This is a genomic window from Kitasatospora papulosa (assembly GCF_000717245.1).
Taxonomy (GTDB): Bacteria; Actinomycetota; Actinomycetes; order Streptomycetales; family Streptomycetaceae; genus Streptomyces; species Streptomyces papulosus.
In genome coordinates this window covers 93,043-108,635 of the sequence record NZ_JNYQ01000006.1, presented here as the reverse complement: position 1 = coordinate 108,635, position 15,593 = coordinate 93,043, and the positions used below count along the sequence as shown (strand labels likewise).

15 protein-coding genes are annotated in these 15,593 nt (G+C 73.1%); 4 read left to right on the top strand and 11 right to left on the bottom strand.

The features are described from left to right. Positions 1-3: 3 nt before the first annotated feature. Positions 4-1,005 (bottom strand): acyltransferase domain-containing protein, encoded by a 1,002-nt coding sequence (locus IA22_RS0119360; RefSeq protein WP_014157336.1) that lies wholly within the window; start codon positions 1,003-1,005, stop codon positions 4-6. 174 nt (positions 1,006-1,179) lie between these two features. Between IA22_RS0119360 and IA22_RS0119355 the strand changes: the two genes are divergently transcribed. Then, positions 1,180-2,211: a ketoacyl-ACP synthase III family protein gene (locus IA22_RS0119355; protein ID WP_014157335.1), complete on the top strand. Its 1,032-nt coding sequence runs from the start codon at positions 1,180-1,182 to the stop codon at positions 2,209-2,211. Between the two features lie 85 nt (positions 2,212-2,296). Here IA22_RS0119355 and IA22_RS0119350 read toward each other — a convergent pair whose 3' ends face one another. The 8 genes from IA22_RS0119350 to IA22_RS0119315 all read right to left on the bottom strand — a co-directional run bounded on the left by IA22_RS0119350 (position 2,297) and on the right by IA22_RS0119315 (position 10,755). Further along, positions 2,297-3,283, bottom strand: coding sequence for an aldo/keto reductase (locus tag IA22_RS0119350; RefSeq protein ID WP_014157334.1), 987 nt, complete (start codon positions 3,281-3,283; stop codon positions 2,297-2,299). A 173-nt stretch (positions 3,284-3,456) separates the two neighbouring features. After that, positions 3,457-4,230, bottom strand: a complete 774-nt coding sequence (locus tag IA22_RS0119345; protein ID WP_014157333.1) for a cyclase family protein — start codon at positions 4,228-4,230, stop codon at positions 3,457-3,459. Further along, positions 4,227-5,480 carry an FAD-dependent monooxygenase gene (locus IA22_RS0119340; RefSeq protein WP_014157332.1) on the bottom strand — a complete coding sequence of 418 codons (1,254 nt, stop codon included), beginning with the start codon at positions 5,478-5,480 and terminating at the stop codon, positions 4,227-4,229. The genes IA22_RS0119345 and IA22_RS0119340 overlap by 4 nt, the downstream gene beginning before the upstream one ends. Positions 5,481-5,490: 10 nt before the next feature. Continuing rightward, on the bottom strand, positions 5,491-6,282 hold the full coding sequence (locus IA22_RS0119335) for an SDR family oxidoreductase (RefSeq protein ID WP_014157331.1): 792 nt from the start codon (positions 6,280-6,282) through the stop codon (positions 5,491-5,493). Between the two features lie 23 nt (positions 6,283-6,305). Beyond that, positions 6,306-7,046 (bottom strand): SDR family NAD(P)-dependent oxidoreductase, encoded by a 741-nt coding sequence (locus tag IA22_RS0119330; RefSeq protein ID WP_014157330.1) that lies wholly within the window; start codon positions 7,044-7,046, stop codon positions 6,306-6,308. Continuing rightward, on the bottom strand, positions 7,036-8,883 hold the full coding sequence (locus IA22_RS0119325) for an AMP-binding protein (RefSeq protein WP_030124291.1): 1,848 nt from the start codon (positions 8,881-8,883) through the stop codon (positions 7,036-7,038). Before IA22_RS0119325 ends, IA22_RS0119330 begins: the two co-directional genes overlap by 11 nt. Beyond that, positions 8,876-9,919, bottom strand: coding sequence for an aromatase/cyclase (locus IA22_RS0119320; protein ID WP_038272619.1), 1,044 nt, complete (start codon positions 9,917-9,919; stop codon positions 8,876-8,878). Before IA22_RS0119320 ends, IA22_RS0119325 begins: the two co-directional genes overlap by 8 nt. Positions 9,920-9,951: 32 nt before the next feature. After that, a complete protein-coding gene (locus IA22_RS0119315) occupies positions 9,952-10,755 on the bottom strand; it encodes an SDR family NAD(P)-dependent oxidoreductase (protein WP_014157327.1) in 804 nt (267 codons plus the stop codon). Positions 10,756-11,001: 246 nt separating this feature from the next. Here IA22_RS0119315 and IA22_RS0119310 point away from each other — a divergent pair, with 246 nt between their 5' ends. The 3 genes from IA22_RS0119310 (at position 11,002) to IA22_RS0119300 (ending at position 14,458) form a co-directional block, all read left to right on the top strand. After that, a complete protein-coding gene (locus IA22_RS0119310; protein WP_030124289.1) occupies positions 11,002-11,676 on the top strand; it encodes an O-methyltransferase in 675 nt (224 codons plus the stop codon). Between the two features lie 140 nt (positions 11,677-11,816). Beyond that, positions 11,817-13,373 (top strand): GMC family oxidoreductase N-terminal domain-containing protein, encoded by a 1,557-nt coding sequence (locus tag IA22_RS0119305; protein ID WP_015576413.1) that lies wholly within the window; start codon positions 11,817-11,819, stop codon positions 13,371-13,373. Between the two features lie 278 nt (positions 13,374-13,651). After that, the gene (locus IA22_RS0119300; protein WP_030124288.1) at positions 13,652-14,458 is read left to right on the top strand and encodes an AfsR/SARP family transcriptional regulator; all 807 of its coding nucleotides are present in this window, start codon (positions 13,652-13,654) and stop codon (positions 14,456-14,458) included. Positions 14,459-14,517: 59 nt separating this feature from the next. On the opposite strand, the gene IA22_RS0119295 is transcribed toward IA22_RS0119300, so the two are convergent. Both IA22_RS0119295 and IA22_RS0119290 read right to left on the bottom strand, forming a co-directional pair. Next, positions 14,518-14,973, bottom strand: coding sequence for a nuclear transport factor 2 family protein (locus IA22_RS0119295; protein WP_014157323.1), 456 nt, complete (start codon positions 14,971-14,973; stop codon positions 14,518-14,520). A gap of 83 nt (positions 14,974-15,056) precedes the next feature. Then, positions 15,057-15,560: a MarR family winged helix-turn-helix transcriptional regulator gene (locus IA22_RS0119290; protein WP_030124287.1), complete on the bottom strand. Its 504-nt coding sequence runs from the start codon at positions 15,558-15,560 to the stop codon at positions 15,057-15,059. Between the last annotated feature and the right edge of the window lie 33 nt (positions 15,561-15,593).

Below are 15,593 nucleotides of genomic sequence, written 5' to 3'. Positions count from 1 at the left end.
CGGTCAGGCGCTGTGCGCGGTCAGGAAAGAGCGGGCGGCGGCCAGGTCGTCACGGGTACGGGACGCGTCGGCCGGGCCGGCGGGCAGGAGCGGAAGGACCCTGCTGCGCCCGGCCAGTACCGCGGGGTGGCGCCGGGCGAGGGCGGACAGCCCCCGGCCGGGCCCGCATTCGACGAGCTGCCGCCCCGGGCCGCCCAGCAGGTGGTCCAGCGCCGGCCAGAACCTCACCTGCGCCACCGGATGGGAGGACCACCAGGCAGGGTCCGCGGCCTGGCGCGCGGTGAGCGGGGCGGCGGTGTAACCGGAGATCAGCGGGAGGGCGGGTGGCCGGGCACGGACCGCCGCGAAGGCCGGTTCCGCCCGGGCGGCGAGTGGGGCGAGCACCGGACTGTGGAAGGGCGTCGAGGACGGCACGGTCCGGCAGACGAGCCCCTGCTCGCGCAACTCCCGGGTGACCTGGCCCAGGTGCGGTTCGGGGCCGGCCAGGATCGTCTGGCGGGGCGCGTTGTGCGCTCCCACCACGACGTCGTCGCGGAGGTAGGGCGTCAGCGCGTCGGGGGCGGCCGCCACCGCGACCATCCCGCCGGCCGGGCCGTCGGCGAGGCGGGTCACACGGTCCCACATCAGACGCGCGGCGTCGGCGAGGGTGAACACGTCGGCCAGGACGGCCGCCGCCATCTCGCCGACGCTGTGGCCGAGCAGCACCGCCGGGCGGACCCCCCATGACTCCACGGTCCGGCCGAGGGCGTAGTCGATCGTGAACAGCAGGATCTGAGACCGGGTGACATGGTCCATCGGTACGCCGGGCCGCTCCCCCAGCCAGTCGTCGCGTACGTGGGTGCCCGGGGCGCCGAGAGCGTCGAACACCTCGTCCGCCGCACCGGTGAAGACCTCGTCGTGCCCGTAGAGTCCGGTGGCCATGCCGGGGTGCTGGGCTCCCTGACCAGGCAGCAGGAGCGCGACGGGCAGCGGCTCGGCGGCGGGCGCCGGCGTCGGGTTCGTCATCGTTTCCCCTCCCGCGTACCGCGAAGGGCGGTCCGCGGGGCCGATCCTCGCCGTGCCCGCTACAGGCACGCTCGACCGCGGATCGAGGTCCTCCAGCAGTCCTCGATCGGCGGTCGAGAAGCGGGCCGGACGATCTGAGGGGCGCCCGTGGGTGCGGGCCCGGAGAGGATGTCCATGAGGTGCGATCAGCTCTACGTCGCCGGTCTCGGCACCTGGCTGCCGCCCGCCGAGCCGGTGGCCGAGGCGGTGGCCCGGGGTGATGTGGACGAGGCCGCGGCACGGCGGAGCGGCATGCGGTCGGTGACGGTGTGCCAGGACGACGCGCCGGCCCCCGCGGAGATGGCGGTACGGGCCGCGGGCCTCGCTCTGCGGCGCGCGGGAACGGACGGCTCGGACGTGCGGATGCTGCTGCACGCCAGTCTGTACGACCAGGGCAACGCCCTGTGGGGCACCGCGTCGTACGTCCAGCGGCGGTCCGTCCGCGCCGGCTGCCCGGCGCTGGAGGTGCGCCAGGTGTCCAACGGGGGCATGGCGGCCCTGCTGCTGGCGTCCGCGGTGCTGGCCCAGGGGGGCGGGGAGGTGCTGCTCACCACCGCCGACCGGTTCTGTCCGCCGGGCTTCGACCGGTGGCGCAGCGACCCGGGGACGGTCTACGCCGACGGCGGGACGGCGATGCTGCTGTCGGCGGGGGGCGGCTTCGCGCGGGTGCGTTCGCTGGCCGTGGTCTCGGACCCCGAACTGGAGGGGATGCACCGGGAGGGCGACCCCTTCGGCGAGGCCCGGACCGCGCCGGCGGGTGTCCTGGACCTGGAGGCGCACAAGAAGCGGTACGTGGCCCGGGCCGGGATGTCGTTCAGTGTGGCGCGGGTGACCGCGGGGCAGCGGGACGCCGTCAAGGAGGCGCTGGCCGACGCGGGGGTCGAGGCCGCGGACATCTCCCGGTGGGTGCTGCCGCATTTCGGGCGCCGCCGGCTGGAGACCAACTGCCTGCGTCCGCTGGGGATCGGGGCCGACCGGACGACCTGGGAATTCAGCAGCCGGGTGGGACACCTGGGCGCGGGTGACCAGACGGCCGGGCTGGAGCATCTGGTCCGCTCGGGCGCGCTCGGGCCGGGCGGCCTCTGTGTCCTGATGGGCGTGGGCGCCGGATTCACCTGGTCGTGCGCGGTGGTGGAGATCCTGCGCGTGCCCGGCTGGACGGCGTGAACGGGCGCTGAGCCGGAGCCGGGAAGCGCCGCGGCCCGTCGCGGCGGAGGGACGGCACCCTTCCGCCGCGACGGGCCGGCACGCGTCAGCTCTGGTCGATCGTCCGCATGAAGTGCGCGGGGTAGCGCAGTCCGGCGGTGGCACCGGCGGGGAAGAGGCCGGAGAGCCGGGCGACCTCGTCCTCGGTCAGCCGCACGTCGGCGGCCGAGACGTTCTGCTCCAGGTGGGAGACGCGCCGGGTGCCGGGGATCGGCACGACGTCGCCGCCCTGGGCCAGCACCCACGCCAGCGCGAGCTGGGTGAGGCTGACGCCCTTCTCCTTCGCCATGTCCTCGACCGTGCGCACCAGGTCGCGGTTGTGGTCGAAGTTCTCGCTCTGGAAGCGCGGGTGGTTGCGGCGCTGGTCGTCCTCGGCCAGGTCCTCGGCGCTGTCGAAGGCGCCCGTGAGGAATCCGCGGCCGAGCGGGCTGTACGCCACGAAGCCGGTGCCGAGCTCACGGCAGGCGGGCAGGATCTCCGCCTCGACGTGCCGCTCCCACAGCGAGTACTCGGTCTGCAGGGCGGCGATCGGGTGGACCGCGTTCGCCCTCCGCAGGGTGCGTGCGGAGACCTCGCAGAGCCCGATGTGCCGGACCTTGCCCTCGGCGACGAGCTCGCCGAGGGCTCCGACGGTCTCCTCGACGTCGACCTTGGGGTCGAGGCGGGCGAGGTAGTACAGGTCGATGTGGTCCAGCCCCATGCGCTGCAGGGACGCCTCGCAGGCCTCGCGGACGTACGCGGGGCTGCCGTCGACGAACGGCGGGCCGGCCGCCGGGCGCCGCATGCCGAACTTCGTGGCGACCACGGCCTCGTCGCGGCGTCCCTCGAGTGCCGTGGCGACGATCTTCTCGGCGGTGCCCGGCCCGTAGAAGTCGGCCGTGTCGATCAGGGTGACCCCGAGGTCCAGCGCCCGGCGGACCGTGGCGACTGCCTCGTCCGTGTCCGCCGTGCCGTACGCGCCGGCCATGCCCATGCAGCCGAGGCCGAGGGCCGAGACGCCGAGGCCGGCGGCGCCGAGCTTCCTGTTCTCCATGAATGCCTTTCCATAGCCCGCCCGATGCGGGCGGTGCGAAGGGAACCGGCGCCGAATGCGCCGCGAGGGACGCGAGTTGGAGCTCGCGCCGGTCAAAATATAGCCGACTAACTAATGACCTGACAGGCGATCGCACGGCACGCCGGACGACGCCCCCGGACGTCGGCCGGTGTTCACTCGTCGAGCAGCGCCACCACCCTCGACCAGCCCGCTCCGGCTCCGGCGATCTTCACGGGGAGGCAGCTGACGGTGAACCCGGTCGACACCGGCAGGTCCTGGAGGTTGGCGAGCCGTTCGAGCTGGCAGTACTCCTCACGGCGCCCGGCGAAGTGGGCGGGCCACAGGACCGCCTTGTCCCCCGTGCGGTGGAACTCGCGGATGATGTGGGTGAACGGCGCGTCGAGGCTGAAGGCGTCGGTGCCGATGACCCGCACCCCCAGTTCGAGCAGCAGGCGGGTGGCCGGCCCGTCCAGGCCGGTGAACTCGGTGAAGTACTCCGGTTTGCCGAGGTTCCGGTCGGCACCGGTGTGCAGCAGCACCACGTCCATCGGCCGGGGCCGGCGCCCCACCCGCTCGAACTCCCGCTCCAGATGGGCGACTCCGGCTGTTCCCGTACCCACGTCCCGGAGGTCGAGGACCATTCCGGGCCGTACGAACCAGTCCAGCGGCATCCGGTCGATGGTCCGGGGCGTGTGTGACCCTTCCGCGGGACCGTAGTGCGCGGGGGCGTCGACGTGCGTCCCGGTGTGGGCGGTGAGCGTCAGGTAGTCGTTGGTGAGGAAGGCGCCGTCCGGGAAGACCTCGGGATCCAGCTCCAGCCCGAAGTGCTCCTTCATCTCGTCCCGTACGTGCACGGCGGCCTGGTGGGCGTCGAGCACGCGGTGCACCACCTCGTCCGGTTCCCAGAACGACGCGTCGACGGGTGAGGACAGATCGATGATCCTCATGCTCCGGCCGCCTCTCCGCGCAGGGGTTCCGCCTCGCCGAACAGATCCGAGCGCACGGTGATCGGCCGGGCGCCGAACGCGATGGCACGGAGGATCTTCCCGTAGAGCGGGGTGTGCGCGAGGGCGCGCGCCGCCAGGGGCCGTACCGCCCCGGCCAGCCGGCTCCCGCCCCCGAGCATGGCCTTGCTCTGTCTGGCCTGGAGGGTGAAGACGGCGTCGATGTCCTTCCTGCGCTCGGGCACCCAGCGCGAGAGCGCGGACTCGCCGAAGTCACCGCTGTCCAGGGCGTCCATCAGGACCGGGTGCAGCAGTGCGGCGTCCTGCAGGGCGAGGTTGATCCCCTGCGCCCCGATCGGACTGTGGGTGTGCGCGCTGTCCCCGACCAGGACCAGTCCGTCGTCCGCCCACCGGTCCGCGTAGCCGGAGAAGACGTCGAGCAGGGTCAGGTCGTTGAGCGTCTTCACCTGGTCGAGGACCTGCTCGGCGTAGTCGGGCACCGCGTGCGCGATCCGTGAGCGCAGCGACTCGACTCCCTCCTCGGCCAGCCGCCGGTACCCGTTGTGGGGCAGGGTCCATCCGATCTGCACGCAGTCGGGGTACGAGTCGTAGATGAGCACCGGTGTCCCTCCGGTGCGGTGCACCCGCACCGAGCGGTCCGTCCTGCCCCCGGCCGGAACCCTGAACCACAGGATGTCGTGGGCGAAGGCGTCCAGCCGGTGCTGTTCGATGCCCGCCAGCCGGCGGGTCCTGGAGTAGCGGCCGTCCGCGGCGACGGTGACCGGGGCGGTGATCCGGCGGCGGTCGTCACCCCGGCCGCACACCACGCCGGTGACGGCGCCCCCCTCCCGTACGAGTTCCCGGATGCCGCAGCCCTCCAGGTAGGTGAACTCCGGGTACCGGGAGCAGGCCTCGAACAGCTCGGTCAGCAGGTGCCGTTGGGGCAGGCTGAGCAGGAAGCCGTAGGGCGGTGGAAGGGTGCCGTAGTCGATGTCCATCAGCAGGCGCTCGTTCTCGACCAGCTGGAACCGGCCGAGCTCGTACCCGCCGCGCGCGCGTGCCCCGTCGAGCACCCCGAGACGGTCGAGCAGGGTCATGGCGCCGGGCTGGAGGATCTCGCCGCGGTACTCGCGCTCGAAGGAGCGGGTGCGGTCCAGGACCGTGACCCGGGCGCCCGAACGCAGCATCAGCAGGGCCAGGGTGAGACCAGCCGGGCCGGCCCCGACCACGCAGATGTCGGTGGTGATGTCCATGTCCGCCTCCTCAGGCACGCAGGCCGAGACCGCCGTCGGCCACGACGACCTGTCCCTGGATCCAGGCGGCCTCCGGTGCGCACAGCAGGGCGATCACGTCGGCCACGTCCTCCGGCCGGGTGAGACGCCCGTTTGGGGTGCGGGAGGCCAGCAGGCCGGCGATGGCGGGGTTGGAGGTGTGCTCCCCCTTGTCGAGGAGATGGGTGGAGACGGCGTTGACGGTGATCCCGAACGGCGCGAGGTCGACGGCCAGGTAGCGCACCAGGTTCTCCAGGGCCGCCTTGGCGACACCGGTCGCCAGGTAGTGCGGGATCACCTCGAACGCCCCGTTGCCGGAGACCGCGACGACCCTGCCGCCCTCCGGCATGAGCTTGGCGACGGTGGCGGCGCCGTGCAGCAGGGGGTTCAGGGCGAGGGCGATCTCGTCGAAGAGGGGGGCGACCTCCGGGGCCACGGGAAGCATCGGGTGCATGGTCGCGGCGTTGTGCACGAGGATGTCCAGCTGTCCGTGATCGTCCCGGATCCTGTCGAGGAGCCCCTCGAGGAAGTCCGCCGAGCGGATGTCCCCCTTGACGGGGGTCGTACTGCCCGGGAGGCCGGCCGCCGCCTCGACCGCGTCGGCGGCGGCGGCGTCGTCGTGGGCGTAGTTGAGGTAGACGTGGCAGCCGTCCGTGCGCAGCCGGTGCGCGACGGCTCGGCCGAGGCCGCGGGAGGCTCCGGTGACCAGGGCGATCCGGCCGGGCGGGAGGAGGCCCGGATGCCTCTCGGGACGAGGACTGTGGTGCGTGAGGGGCGCGTTCATGCTGTGTGACCGCCTTCGTGTGGTCAGGGCCGCCCGCCGTTGACCACCTGGAGGTGGCCGGTGACGGGGCTGGACAGGTCGGAGGCGAGTGCGACGACGCAACCCGCCACTTCGTCGGGGGTGTTGGGCGCGACGCCGGGCCCCAGCGGGCCGGCGTGCGCGACGCCGGGCTCCTGCACGGGGCCGGGTGCGACGCAGTTGACCCGGACGCCCTGGCCCGCCAGGTCGTGGGCCAGAGCCAGCGTCAGGCCCGCCACCCCCGCCTTCGCGGCGCAGAGGTGGGCGGCGGCCGGCCGGCCGCGGACCCCGGCGAGCGAGGACAGCAGCACCACCCTGGCCCGGCCGGACGCGACGAGCAGCGGGAGGGCGGTGGCGACCAGCGTGTGCACCGCCACCAGGTCGGTCTCCAGCACGGCGCGGAACTCCTCGGCCGTCAGGTCGGCCGCGGACCGGGGCAGTCCGTCGTACCCGGTCACGCAGTTCACCAGGACGTTCAGCCGTTCCACGCCGGCCGCCGCGAGTCCCGCGCGCAGCGCCCGCGGCGCGTCGGGTGAGGTGAGGTCCGCGGTCAGCGGGTGCGCGCGGACGCCGTACCCGGCGGTGAGGGCGTCGGCGAGGGTCTTGGTGCCCCCGTCGCTCCGGCCGTGCACCAGCACCTCGGCCCCCCGTGCGGCGAAGGCGCGGGCGACCGCGCCGCCGACCCTGCCGGTCGCCCCGGCCACCAGGACCGGGACGCCCGCCAGGCCCAGCGGGTCAGCGCTCAACGTGCGACACCACGGTGTGCAGCTGGGGGGTCGCCTTGGCGACGCCCGCGAGTTGCCGGATGTGGTCCTGGAAGCCCTCGGACCGGACGACCTCGATGTGCGCGGCGGCATCCTCCCAGCGCGCGATGTTGATGTAGGTGTTCGGGTTGGTCATGGAGCGGACCAGGGTGTGGTCGATGAAGCCCGGCTGCTCGCGCATGTACACCGAGCTGGCCTCGAAGACCTTCTCGAACTCCTCGGGTGCCGAGGTCAGGATGAACTCGTTGATCAGGATCACCATCGGGGAACCTCCGTCGAGTCGTGCGTGGAAGGAAGCCCGCAGTTCGCGCCGCGGGATCTTGCCGTTGGGGGTACGGGGGATCCGAGCGACCACGTCGTGGCTGCGGATCCGCTTGTAGTAGGGCAGGCGGGCGTTGAGCCGGCCGAGTGCCTCCTCCGCCTCCCCCGGGGAGTCCGGGTCGGCGAGGACGAGGAGCGCGTGGGCGACCGCGCCGGACACCGGGTCCGGCCTGTCGAGGACGACGCTGTCGGCGACCGCGGGGTCCTCGGCCAGCAGCGCCTCGATCTCGCTCGGTGCCACGAGCCAGTTGTCGCACTTGAAGACGTCCTTGATCCGGTCGGTGAGATGCAGCCGGCCGTCCCCGTCGATGCGGCCGACGTCACCGGTGGCCAGCCAGCCGTCGGCGTCGACGGCCGGGCCGTGCGCCGGATCGAGGTATCCGCGCATCACCTGCGGCCCCCTGACCTGGATCTCCCCGTGCTCCCCGGGCGGCAGTCCGGAGCCGTCCTCCAGCGAGACCGCACGGTGCTCCGTCCCTTCGACGGGTCTGCCGACCGATCCGGGCAGGTGGTCGCCCGGCCGGTCGAAGTGGGTCAGCGGGGACGCCTCCGCGAGCCCGTACCCCTGGACCACGGGAACGCCGAAGTGCCGGGAGAGGGTGCCGGCGAGGGCAGGTGCCAGGGCGGAACCCCCGGAGGCGATCATCACGGCGTCCGGCAGGCGCATTCCGGAGAGCCGGGGGTGCGCCGCCAACCGGGCCAGCCGGGCGGGCAGCGAGTAGACGAACGCGGCACCGCACGCACGGGCCCGTTCCATCGCGTGGGCGGGGTCGGCCTCCGGCACCAGCACCTGGGTCGCCCCGGCGGCCAGCGCGGAGTTCATGTGCATGGGGTGGTAGCTGGGGAAGTGCACGAGGGTGACGGAGCCGGCCTCCAGCCCGTGCGCCCGCGCGGTCTGCACGGCGTTGACCGTCACGTTGCGGTGGCTGAGCACCACGGCCTTCGGCAGTCCCGTGGTGCCGCTGGTGAAGTGCAGCGCGGCCGGGGCCTCCGGGTCGGCGTGCCACTCGGGCACCCCGGGCACCGCGCTCTCCAGCAGCCCGGCGAGGCGGGGCGCTCCGGGGGCGGCGTCGGCGGGCTCCTCCCCCAGCACGGCGACGAGCTCCAGCCCGGGCAGCCCGTGCCGCACCCGGTCCAACCGGTCGTACAGCCCCGCTCCCACCAGCGCGGCCCGCGCCCCGGACGCCTCCAGCACGTACTGCAGTTGCTGCTCGCGCAGCAGCGGGATCACCATCAGCGCCTGGTTACCGCTGCGCAGGGCGCCGTGGTAGGCGACCACCACGTCGGGGTGCAGGTCTGCTCCGATCGCCACGACCGCTCCCCCGCCGCCGAAGCGTTCCCGCAGGACGGCGGCGCACCGGTCCACGGCGGCGTCGAGCTCCGCGTAGGTGACCGTACGGCTGCCGAGGACGAGCGCGGGCCGGTCCCCGCGGCGCTGCGCGGCGGCGCGCAGCAGCAGGTCGGCGCGGGCGGGGAGCCCGTCCAGGAGGTCAGGCACCGGACGTCCCCTCGGCGAAGGCCTTGGCCTGCCTCAGCGTGGCGGAGCTGTTGCGGCCCAGGGCGTCCCGGACGAAGGCCCGGGCCTGCCGCACGTCGGCGTCCGGACCGAGCACCTGGGCCACGGCGGCCGTCTCCAGGACAACGGTGTGCTCCGCGACGACCGTGACGCCCCGGTCGTCCTCCGTCAGGAGCCAGCTGCCGGTGTGCACCCGGAGCAGGGCGGGAGTGACGAGCTGCTTGTAGTGGATGCTGCGGGACGCCCGGCAGATACGGACGGACCGGGTGGTGTGGGACGACCCGTCCGCGGTCCGGGTGTCCATCTCCAGGATCTGCACACCGGGCAGGTCCTCGGTCAGACGCACCCGCGCCACGTGCGGCAGGCGCTGCTCCCAGCGTTCCGCGCGGTCCAGGAAGCCGTAGACCTCGGCGGCGGTGCTCTCGATGTGCAGGCTGTCGCGGAAGGTGAAGGCCGTCTCCAGGCCCGCCTCCTTCTCCCGCGCCGCCTCGGCGAGGGCGCCCAGTTCGGCACGGCTGTTGCCGTCGACCGCCTTCTCCAGCCAGCCGAGCGTCTCGGCGTCGTCCCCGACGGCCGCGTACGTGTGGGTGAGGACCACCTCGCTGCCGGCGTCCGCGGGGCTGACGATCCACTCCCCGCCCATGGCGGCGACGGGACTCTGCGGGCGGTCCTGCCCGAAGGAGATGCGCCGGCGTACGGGGTCGACGAGGCGGCGGGACGTCCAGGTGCGTACGCCGCCGTTGGCGGTGGCCCACAGCTGGAGCCGTTCCGGGCCGCCTTCGTCCGGAGCCCGCTCCAGGAACCGGGCGTGCACGGTGGGCGGGAAGATCAGCGGCCATCTCTCGACATCCGCGAGCAGGGCGAAGACGACGTCCGGCGCCGCCGGCACGGTGACGGTGTGCGCCACGTCGACACGTGCGGGGTCGCCGGGGCGCTCGCCCGGTGTGCGCGTCGAGGGACTGCCGACGACGTCCGGGCCGGTGGGCGGGGTGGTGGTGCGGGGGCTGGTCTGGGACACGGGTGTGCACCTTCCGAAGGGGGCGGCGGGGGTCAGTGGCTGCCGAGACCGCCGCAGACGTTGAGCGCCTGCGCGGTGACGGCGTCCGCGGCGGGCGACACGAGGTAGCCGACCATGGCCGCCACCTCCTCGGGCGTGGTGTAGCGGCCGAGCGGGATCTTGGCCTCGAAGCGTTCGCGGACCTGTTCCTCGCCGGTGTCCCAGGCCTCGGCGTACGCCTTGCGCACCCGCTCGGCCATGGGTGTCTCCACGTAGCCGGGGCAGACCGCGTTGACGGTGGTTCCCGAGGAGGCGAGTTCCAGCCCGACGGCCTTGGTCATGCCGATCACGCCGGCTTTGGACGCGGAGTACGGGGCTGCCAGGACGACCCCCTGCTTGCCCCCGGTGGACGCGATGTTGATGATCCGTCCGCGCGGCCGCTCCAGCATCCCGCCGGCCGCCAGCACCTCCCGGGTCACCAGGAAGACACTGTTGAGGTTGGTGTCGACGACGTCGTACCAGATCTCGTCGGGGAGCTGGGCGGTGACTCCGCCGCCGTTGCGGCCGGCGTTGTTGACCAGGACGTCGACCGGTCCGAACGCCGCGACGGCGGTGGCGACCAGGTCGGCCACCTCCGCGCGGGACCGGACGTCGCAGGCCGCGCCGTCCGCCTCGTAGCCGTGGTCGCGCAGTTCCTCGACCGTCGCGGCCACGTCGTCCGCGGAGCGGGCGCACAGGAACACGCGGAGTCCGGAGGCGGCCAGGGCGCGGGCGACCGCGAGTCCGATTCCACTGGTGGCGCCCGTGATCAGGGCCGTACGCGGGTCCGCCGGGGTGCTGGGGGCGCTGGCAGGCATCTCACTCCTCGTTCCTGGCCGCTGTGCGGCGTCTCGTGGCACGGGCCGGAGGCGTGGGCCCGTGTCCGGCGTCGCCAGAGAGGCTTGCCGGGCACGGTCGAGTCCGGCTCGAACACGGCTGGAGCGTCCGGGACGTCACCACCGGCCCGTGGACTGGCCCTCAAGTGCTTCTCCAGCCGCCGCTCCTACGTTGTGCAGGTCTTGGCGACTGCCGGGGCCCGTGGGGGCCCTGAAAGAGGAGTGACGATGGAATTTCCTGCCGACCAGCCGATGCGGGTGCAGGCCACCCAGGAGGTCGTCGACTACGTGGTCGCGAGCGGCATCGCACCGCTGCCCGCCCACCACGAGCTGGTGGCGCGCACCGAGAAGGAGACCGGCGACAAGGCCGGCATGCGGATCGCCCCCGAACAGGGGGCTCTCATCACGCTGCTGGCCAGGACGGTCGGAGCGCGGCGGGCGGTCGAGGTGGGCACCTTCACCGGCTACTCGTCGCTCTCCATCGCCCGGGCGCTGCCGGCCGACGGGCACCTGCTCTGCTGCGACACCAGCGAGGAGTGGACGCGCATAGCCCGGGACGGCTGGGAGTCCGCGGGGCTGGCCGGTCTGATCGAGCTGCGCCTCGGCCCGGCCCTGGAGACCCTGCGGGCGCTGCCCGTCGATGAGGACATCGACTTCTCGTTCGTGGACGCGGACAAGACCGGTTACGCGGCGTACTTCGAGGAACTGGTGGTCAGGACCCGGCCGGGGGGCCTGATCGTCTTCGACAACGTCCTGTACGGCGGCCGTGTGCTCGGTGACGAGCCGGTGACCGGAAACGCCGCCGCCTTGCGCGAGTTCAACCCCGCGCTCGCCGCCGACCCCAGGGTAGATGTGGTCATGCTGCCGCTCGCCGACGGTCTGACCATCGCGCGCAAGCGCTGATCCGGTGCCCTCCCGCCCGTCCCGCTCGCTCCGGGCCGCCGTGGCGGGGAGGTCACCGTACGCGGGGGCGCGTCCCGCGGGCCGGTTTCCGGCCTCGGCGCGCCCCCTGCCGTAGTCCTTCGCTCAACACGAGGAGTGGAATGTCAGGCAGAAAGTCGCTCTCCCGTCGGCGGTTCCTCACCGGCGTCGCGGCAGGTACGGCGCTCGGGGCGCTGCCGCTGCGGTCCGCCGTGGCGTCCGCCGCGGAGCCCGTGGAGATCCTCATCATCGGCAGTGGGTACGCGGGCAGCGTCGCCGCCCTCCGGTTCGCCCAGGCGGGCCTGCACTCGGTGGTCCTCGAACGAGGCAGGCGCTGGCCGGTCACGGCGCAGGGCGGTACGTTCGCCACCCCCGCGGCGCCTGACGGCCGGGCGTCCTGGCTCAACTCCTGGAGTCCGTTCGTCCCCCAGCAGCTCGACGTCTACCCGGGTGTGCTCGAGGCCTTCCGCGCCGACGGCGTCATCGCTCTCGCCGGCGCGGGTGTCGGCGGTGGCTCCCTGGTCAACAACGCGGTGATGCTCAAGCCGTCCGAGGCGGCGTTCAACCGGGCGTTCGGCACCGACATCGACTTCGACGAGATGAGCGAGCGCTGGTACGCGCGGGCCCGCTCCCTGATCGGTCCGGCCCCGATGCCGGACGACGTCTACGCCTCGTCGCACTACACGGCCGCCCGTTCCTTCACCGCCGAGACCGCGGCGGCGGGCCTGGCCCCGTTCCGGGCGGACATGGCCGTCGACTGGCAGGCGGTGCGGGAGGAGCAGGCGGGCACCCGTGAGGCGTCGCTGATCATCGCCCGTTCCATCTGGGGTGCCAACAGCGGGGCCAAGCGCAGTGTCGACCGGACCGTCCTGGCCGCCGCCGAGGCGACCGGCCGGGTGTCGGTGGAGACACTGACGCGGGTGGTGGACGTGGTGCCCTCGGGCGGCCGCTACGTGGTGCGGTGCGAACGCATCGACGACACGGGGGCCGTGGTGGCCCGGCCCGACTACAGCGCGAAGCGCGTGTTCTTCGCCGCCGGTTCGCTGGGGACCAGCCGGCTGCTGGTGGCCGCGCGGGGACGCGGCAGCCTGCCCGCGCTCCGCGCCTCCGTCGGCAAGGGCTGGGGCACCAACAGCGACCGGCAGACGGTGCGGGTGGGGATGCCCTGGAACAACTCCACGCAGGGAGGACCGTCCGGCATCGTCGCCCAGGACCTCGACAACCCGTACGAACCGGTGACGATGATCAACTTCCCGTGGCCGGTGCCGCCCGCGGACGGGACCGGAGCGCTCGGCGCCCTGGCCATGACCACGTGCGCCGCGGACGGGTTCTTCAGCTACGACGCGGCGACCGACGGGGTCTCCCTGACCTGGCCGGCCACGGGAGCCTCGGCCGTACGCGCCACCCAGGCGGTGACGGCCACCGTGAACCGCATCAACGCCGCCAACCCCGGTACCTCGACCCTGCGCGTGAACGCCGACACCACGTCGCACACGCTCGGTGGAGCGGTCCTCGGCAAGGCGTGCAGGCTGGACGGCCGGCTGTACGGGTACGACAACCTGCACGTCATCGACAGCTCGCTGATACCCGGCACGATGGCGACGGTTCCCCCCGCCCTGACCGTCACCGCTCTCGCCGACCGCTGCGTGCACAAGGCGCTGGACCGCATGCTGAACTGACGCCGGGCCCCACGCCCTTCCCCGCTCCGGCAGGGAAGGGCGGACCACCCGCGGACCCCTCCGGGAGATCCGCCGGCCACCGTCTAGCAGCACCTCATGAACAGTGCAAGCGCCTTCAGGACAATTCGCGCCGAGCCTCGACGCGTCCATTCGACAGTACCCACGGCCCGTCTGGGTAGCGTTCGGGTGCATCACAGGCACTACACACAAAGCGGCCAGGTCGCACCGGTACTCGGGGGAGTCCGTCATGACCACGGCAATGCAGATCTTGGGGGGAAATGATGGACATTTCCGTCGTCATACTGGGGATCCTGGATTTACGGTTCGGTGACATCGTTTGCGTTCCCAGCGCACCGAAACCGAAGAAGGTGCTGGCACTTCTCCTCATCTACCGCAACCAGATCGTCCCCGTCTCCGCGCTGGTGGAGGAGCTGTGGGGCAACCGCCCGCCGGCCAGCGCCAGGACGACGCTCCAGACGTACATACTGACGCTCCGCAAACTGCTGCAGGCCGCCGCACCCTCGGCGGGGGAACTGCTGGTGACGGCGGGTCCCGGATACATGCTCCGGATCCCCGACGACGCCGTCGACCTGCACCGCTTCGGCCGGCTCGCCAAAGAGGGGCGCGAGGCCATCAGCAGGGGGGACGACGAGACGGGCGTGGTGCTCCTCTCGCAGGCCCTCGACCTCTACCGCGGGCAGGTGCTCGCGGACGTGGACACGGGCCAACGCGTCACGGCCCACGTCACCCGGCTCGAGGAGCTGCGGCTGACCACTCTGGGGCTCTGCATCGACGCCGAGATGAGGCTCGGCCGGCACCAGGAACTCCTGGACGGGCTGGCCGCGCTGACCGCCCATCACCGCTTCCACGAGAACCTGCACGCCCAGTACATGAGGGCACTGTGGCGGTCGGGGCGCCGCTCGTGCGCCCTGGACGTGTACCAGCGGCTCCGACGCGCCCTGGCCGAGGAACTCGGCATGGAGCCCGCCTGGTTCCTCCAGCAGCTCCAGCGCGCCATACTCTCGTCGGCCTCGCCGCAGCCCCAGATGCTGGCGGGCGGAATGCCGTACGAGACGGCCGGCTGAGCCCGGCCGGGCGGCCTTGACGGTCCGCGGGGCCCCGGGAGGGGCCCCGCGGCATGCCGTCAGGCCAGGTCGTCGCGGCTGACCTGCCGGTGCCGGACCAGCCAGGCGTCTCCGTCGCGCACCAGCACGTCCTCGCACACGGTGCTGCGGTGCAGCGCCGGGGTCCCGCCGAGGTGGGTGGCGACGACCAGGGCGTAGCAGCGGGCCACGACGCTTCCGTCGGGCCTGGGGTCCACCGTCAGCATGCCGAGCCAGTGCCGGTGCGTGACGCCCTGCTCGGCGAGCGCGGCGCGGGCCTTCGCGCTGCTCGCGGCGAGCGCGGGGCGGCCCTCCGCCCGGTCGTGGCCGCCGTGCAGGAGGAAGACTCCGTCCTCGGTGAACGTCCGCGCCCAGTCGTCGGTCCTGCCGTCGTCGAGGGCCTGCATCTGCCGTGCGTAGAAATGGGTGATCTCGCCGTGGAGCCCGGCGGTGCCGGGTCGGGCCGGGTCGAGCGGTGCCGTGCCGGTGTGCGGCATCGGACCTCCTTCGCGCTGTAGGGGCCACCAGCGTGCTCGGCCGGTCTGGAAGGCGGCTGGAGCCCCGCTGGAGCGCCGGGCGCTCAGTCCGCGCGGCTTCCGCCGGTGGCGTCCGGGCCGGTGCCGGTCCCGTCCGCACCCGGTCCGTCCGCGGGGAGGGACGTCTCGTAGAGCCGCAGCAGCAGCGACATGAACTGCTCCCGTTCCGGCTGCGTGAAGGGCGCGAGTAGATCCCGCTCCAGCTCGGCGAGCGCGGCGGTGACCAGCGGCCACGTCCGCCGCCCGAGCGGCGTCAGCCACACCCGGCTGCGCCGGGCGTCCTGCTCGTCGGGGGTGCGGCGCACCATCCCGGCCGCCTCCATGCGCTTGACCGCCTGGGTCGCCGTCGGTGCCTCCACCCTGACGCGCCGGGCGAGGTCTCCGACCGTGCTCCCGTCCTGCTCCCAGAGACAGCGCATGAAGAACTGCTGACCGACGTGGAGTCCGAAGTCGTTGAGCAGACGTTCGGACCGGAGGCGGGTGGAACGCCCGGCCAGGGCGAACAGGGTGCTGAAGTCCCCGAGGGACACGGCGGGCCGAACAGCCATGCGGAAGTGACCTTCGCGGGTTGCGGGCGGTGT

Coding starts and splice junctions, on each gene's coding strand:
- IA22_RS0119360 (WP_014157336.1), bottom strand. CDS start 1,005: ATGACGAACCCGACGCCGGCGCCCGCCGCCGAGCCGCTGCCCGTCGCG.
- IA22_RS0119355 (WP_014157335.1), top strand. CDS start 1,180: ATGAGGTGCGATCAGCTCTACGTCGCCGGTCTCGGCACCTGGCTGCCG.
- IA22_RS0119350 (WP_014157334.1), bottom strand. CDS start 3,283: ATGGAGAACAGGAAGCTCGGCGCCGCCGGCCTCGGCGTCTCGGCCCTC.
- IA22_RS0119345 (WP_014157333.1), bottom strand. CDS start 4,230: ATGAGGATCATCGATCTGTCCTCACCCGTCGACGCGTCGTTCTGGGAA.
- IA22_RS0119340 (WP_014157332.1), bottom strand. CDS start 5,480: ATGGACATCACCACCGACATCTGCGTGGTCGGGGCCGGCCCGGCTGGT.
- IA22_RS0119335 (WP_014157331.1), bottom strand. CDS start 6,282: ATGAACGCGCCCCTCACGCACCACAGTCCTCGTCCCGAGAGGCATCCG.
- IA22_RS0119315 (WP_014157327.1), bottom strand. CDS start 10,755: ATGCCTGCCAGCGCCCCCAGCACCCCGGCGGACCCGCGTACGGCCCTG.
- IA22_RS0119310 (WP_030124289.1), top strand. CDS start 11,002: ATGGAATTTCCTGCCGACCAGCCGATGCGGGTGCAGGCCACCCAGGAG.
- IA22_RS0119305 (WP_015576413.1), top strand. CDS start 11,817: ATGTCAGGCAGAAAGTCGCTCTCCCGTCGGCGGTTCCTCACCGGCGTC.
- IA22_RS0119300 (WP_030124288.1), top strand. CDS start 13,652: ATGATGGACATTTCCGTCGTCATACTGGGGATCCTGGATTTACGGTTC.
- IA22_RS0119295 (WP_014157323.1), bottom strand. CDS start 14,973: ATGCCGCACACCGGCACGGCACCGCTCGACCCGGCCCGACCCGGCACC.
- IA22_RS0119290 (WP_030124287.1), bottom strand. CDS start 15,560: ATGGCTGTTCGGCCCGCCGTGTCCCTCGGGGACTTCAGCACCCTGTTC.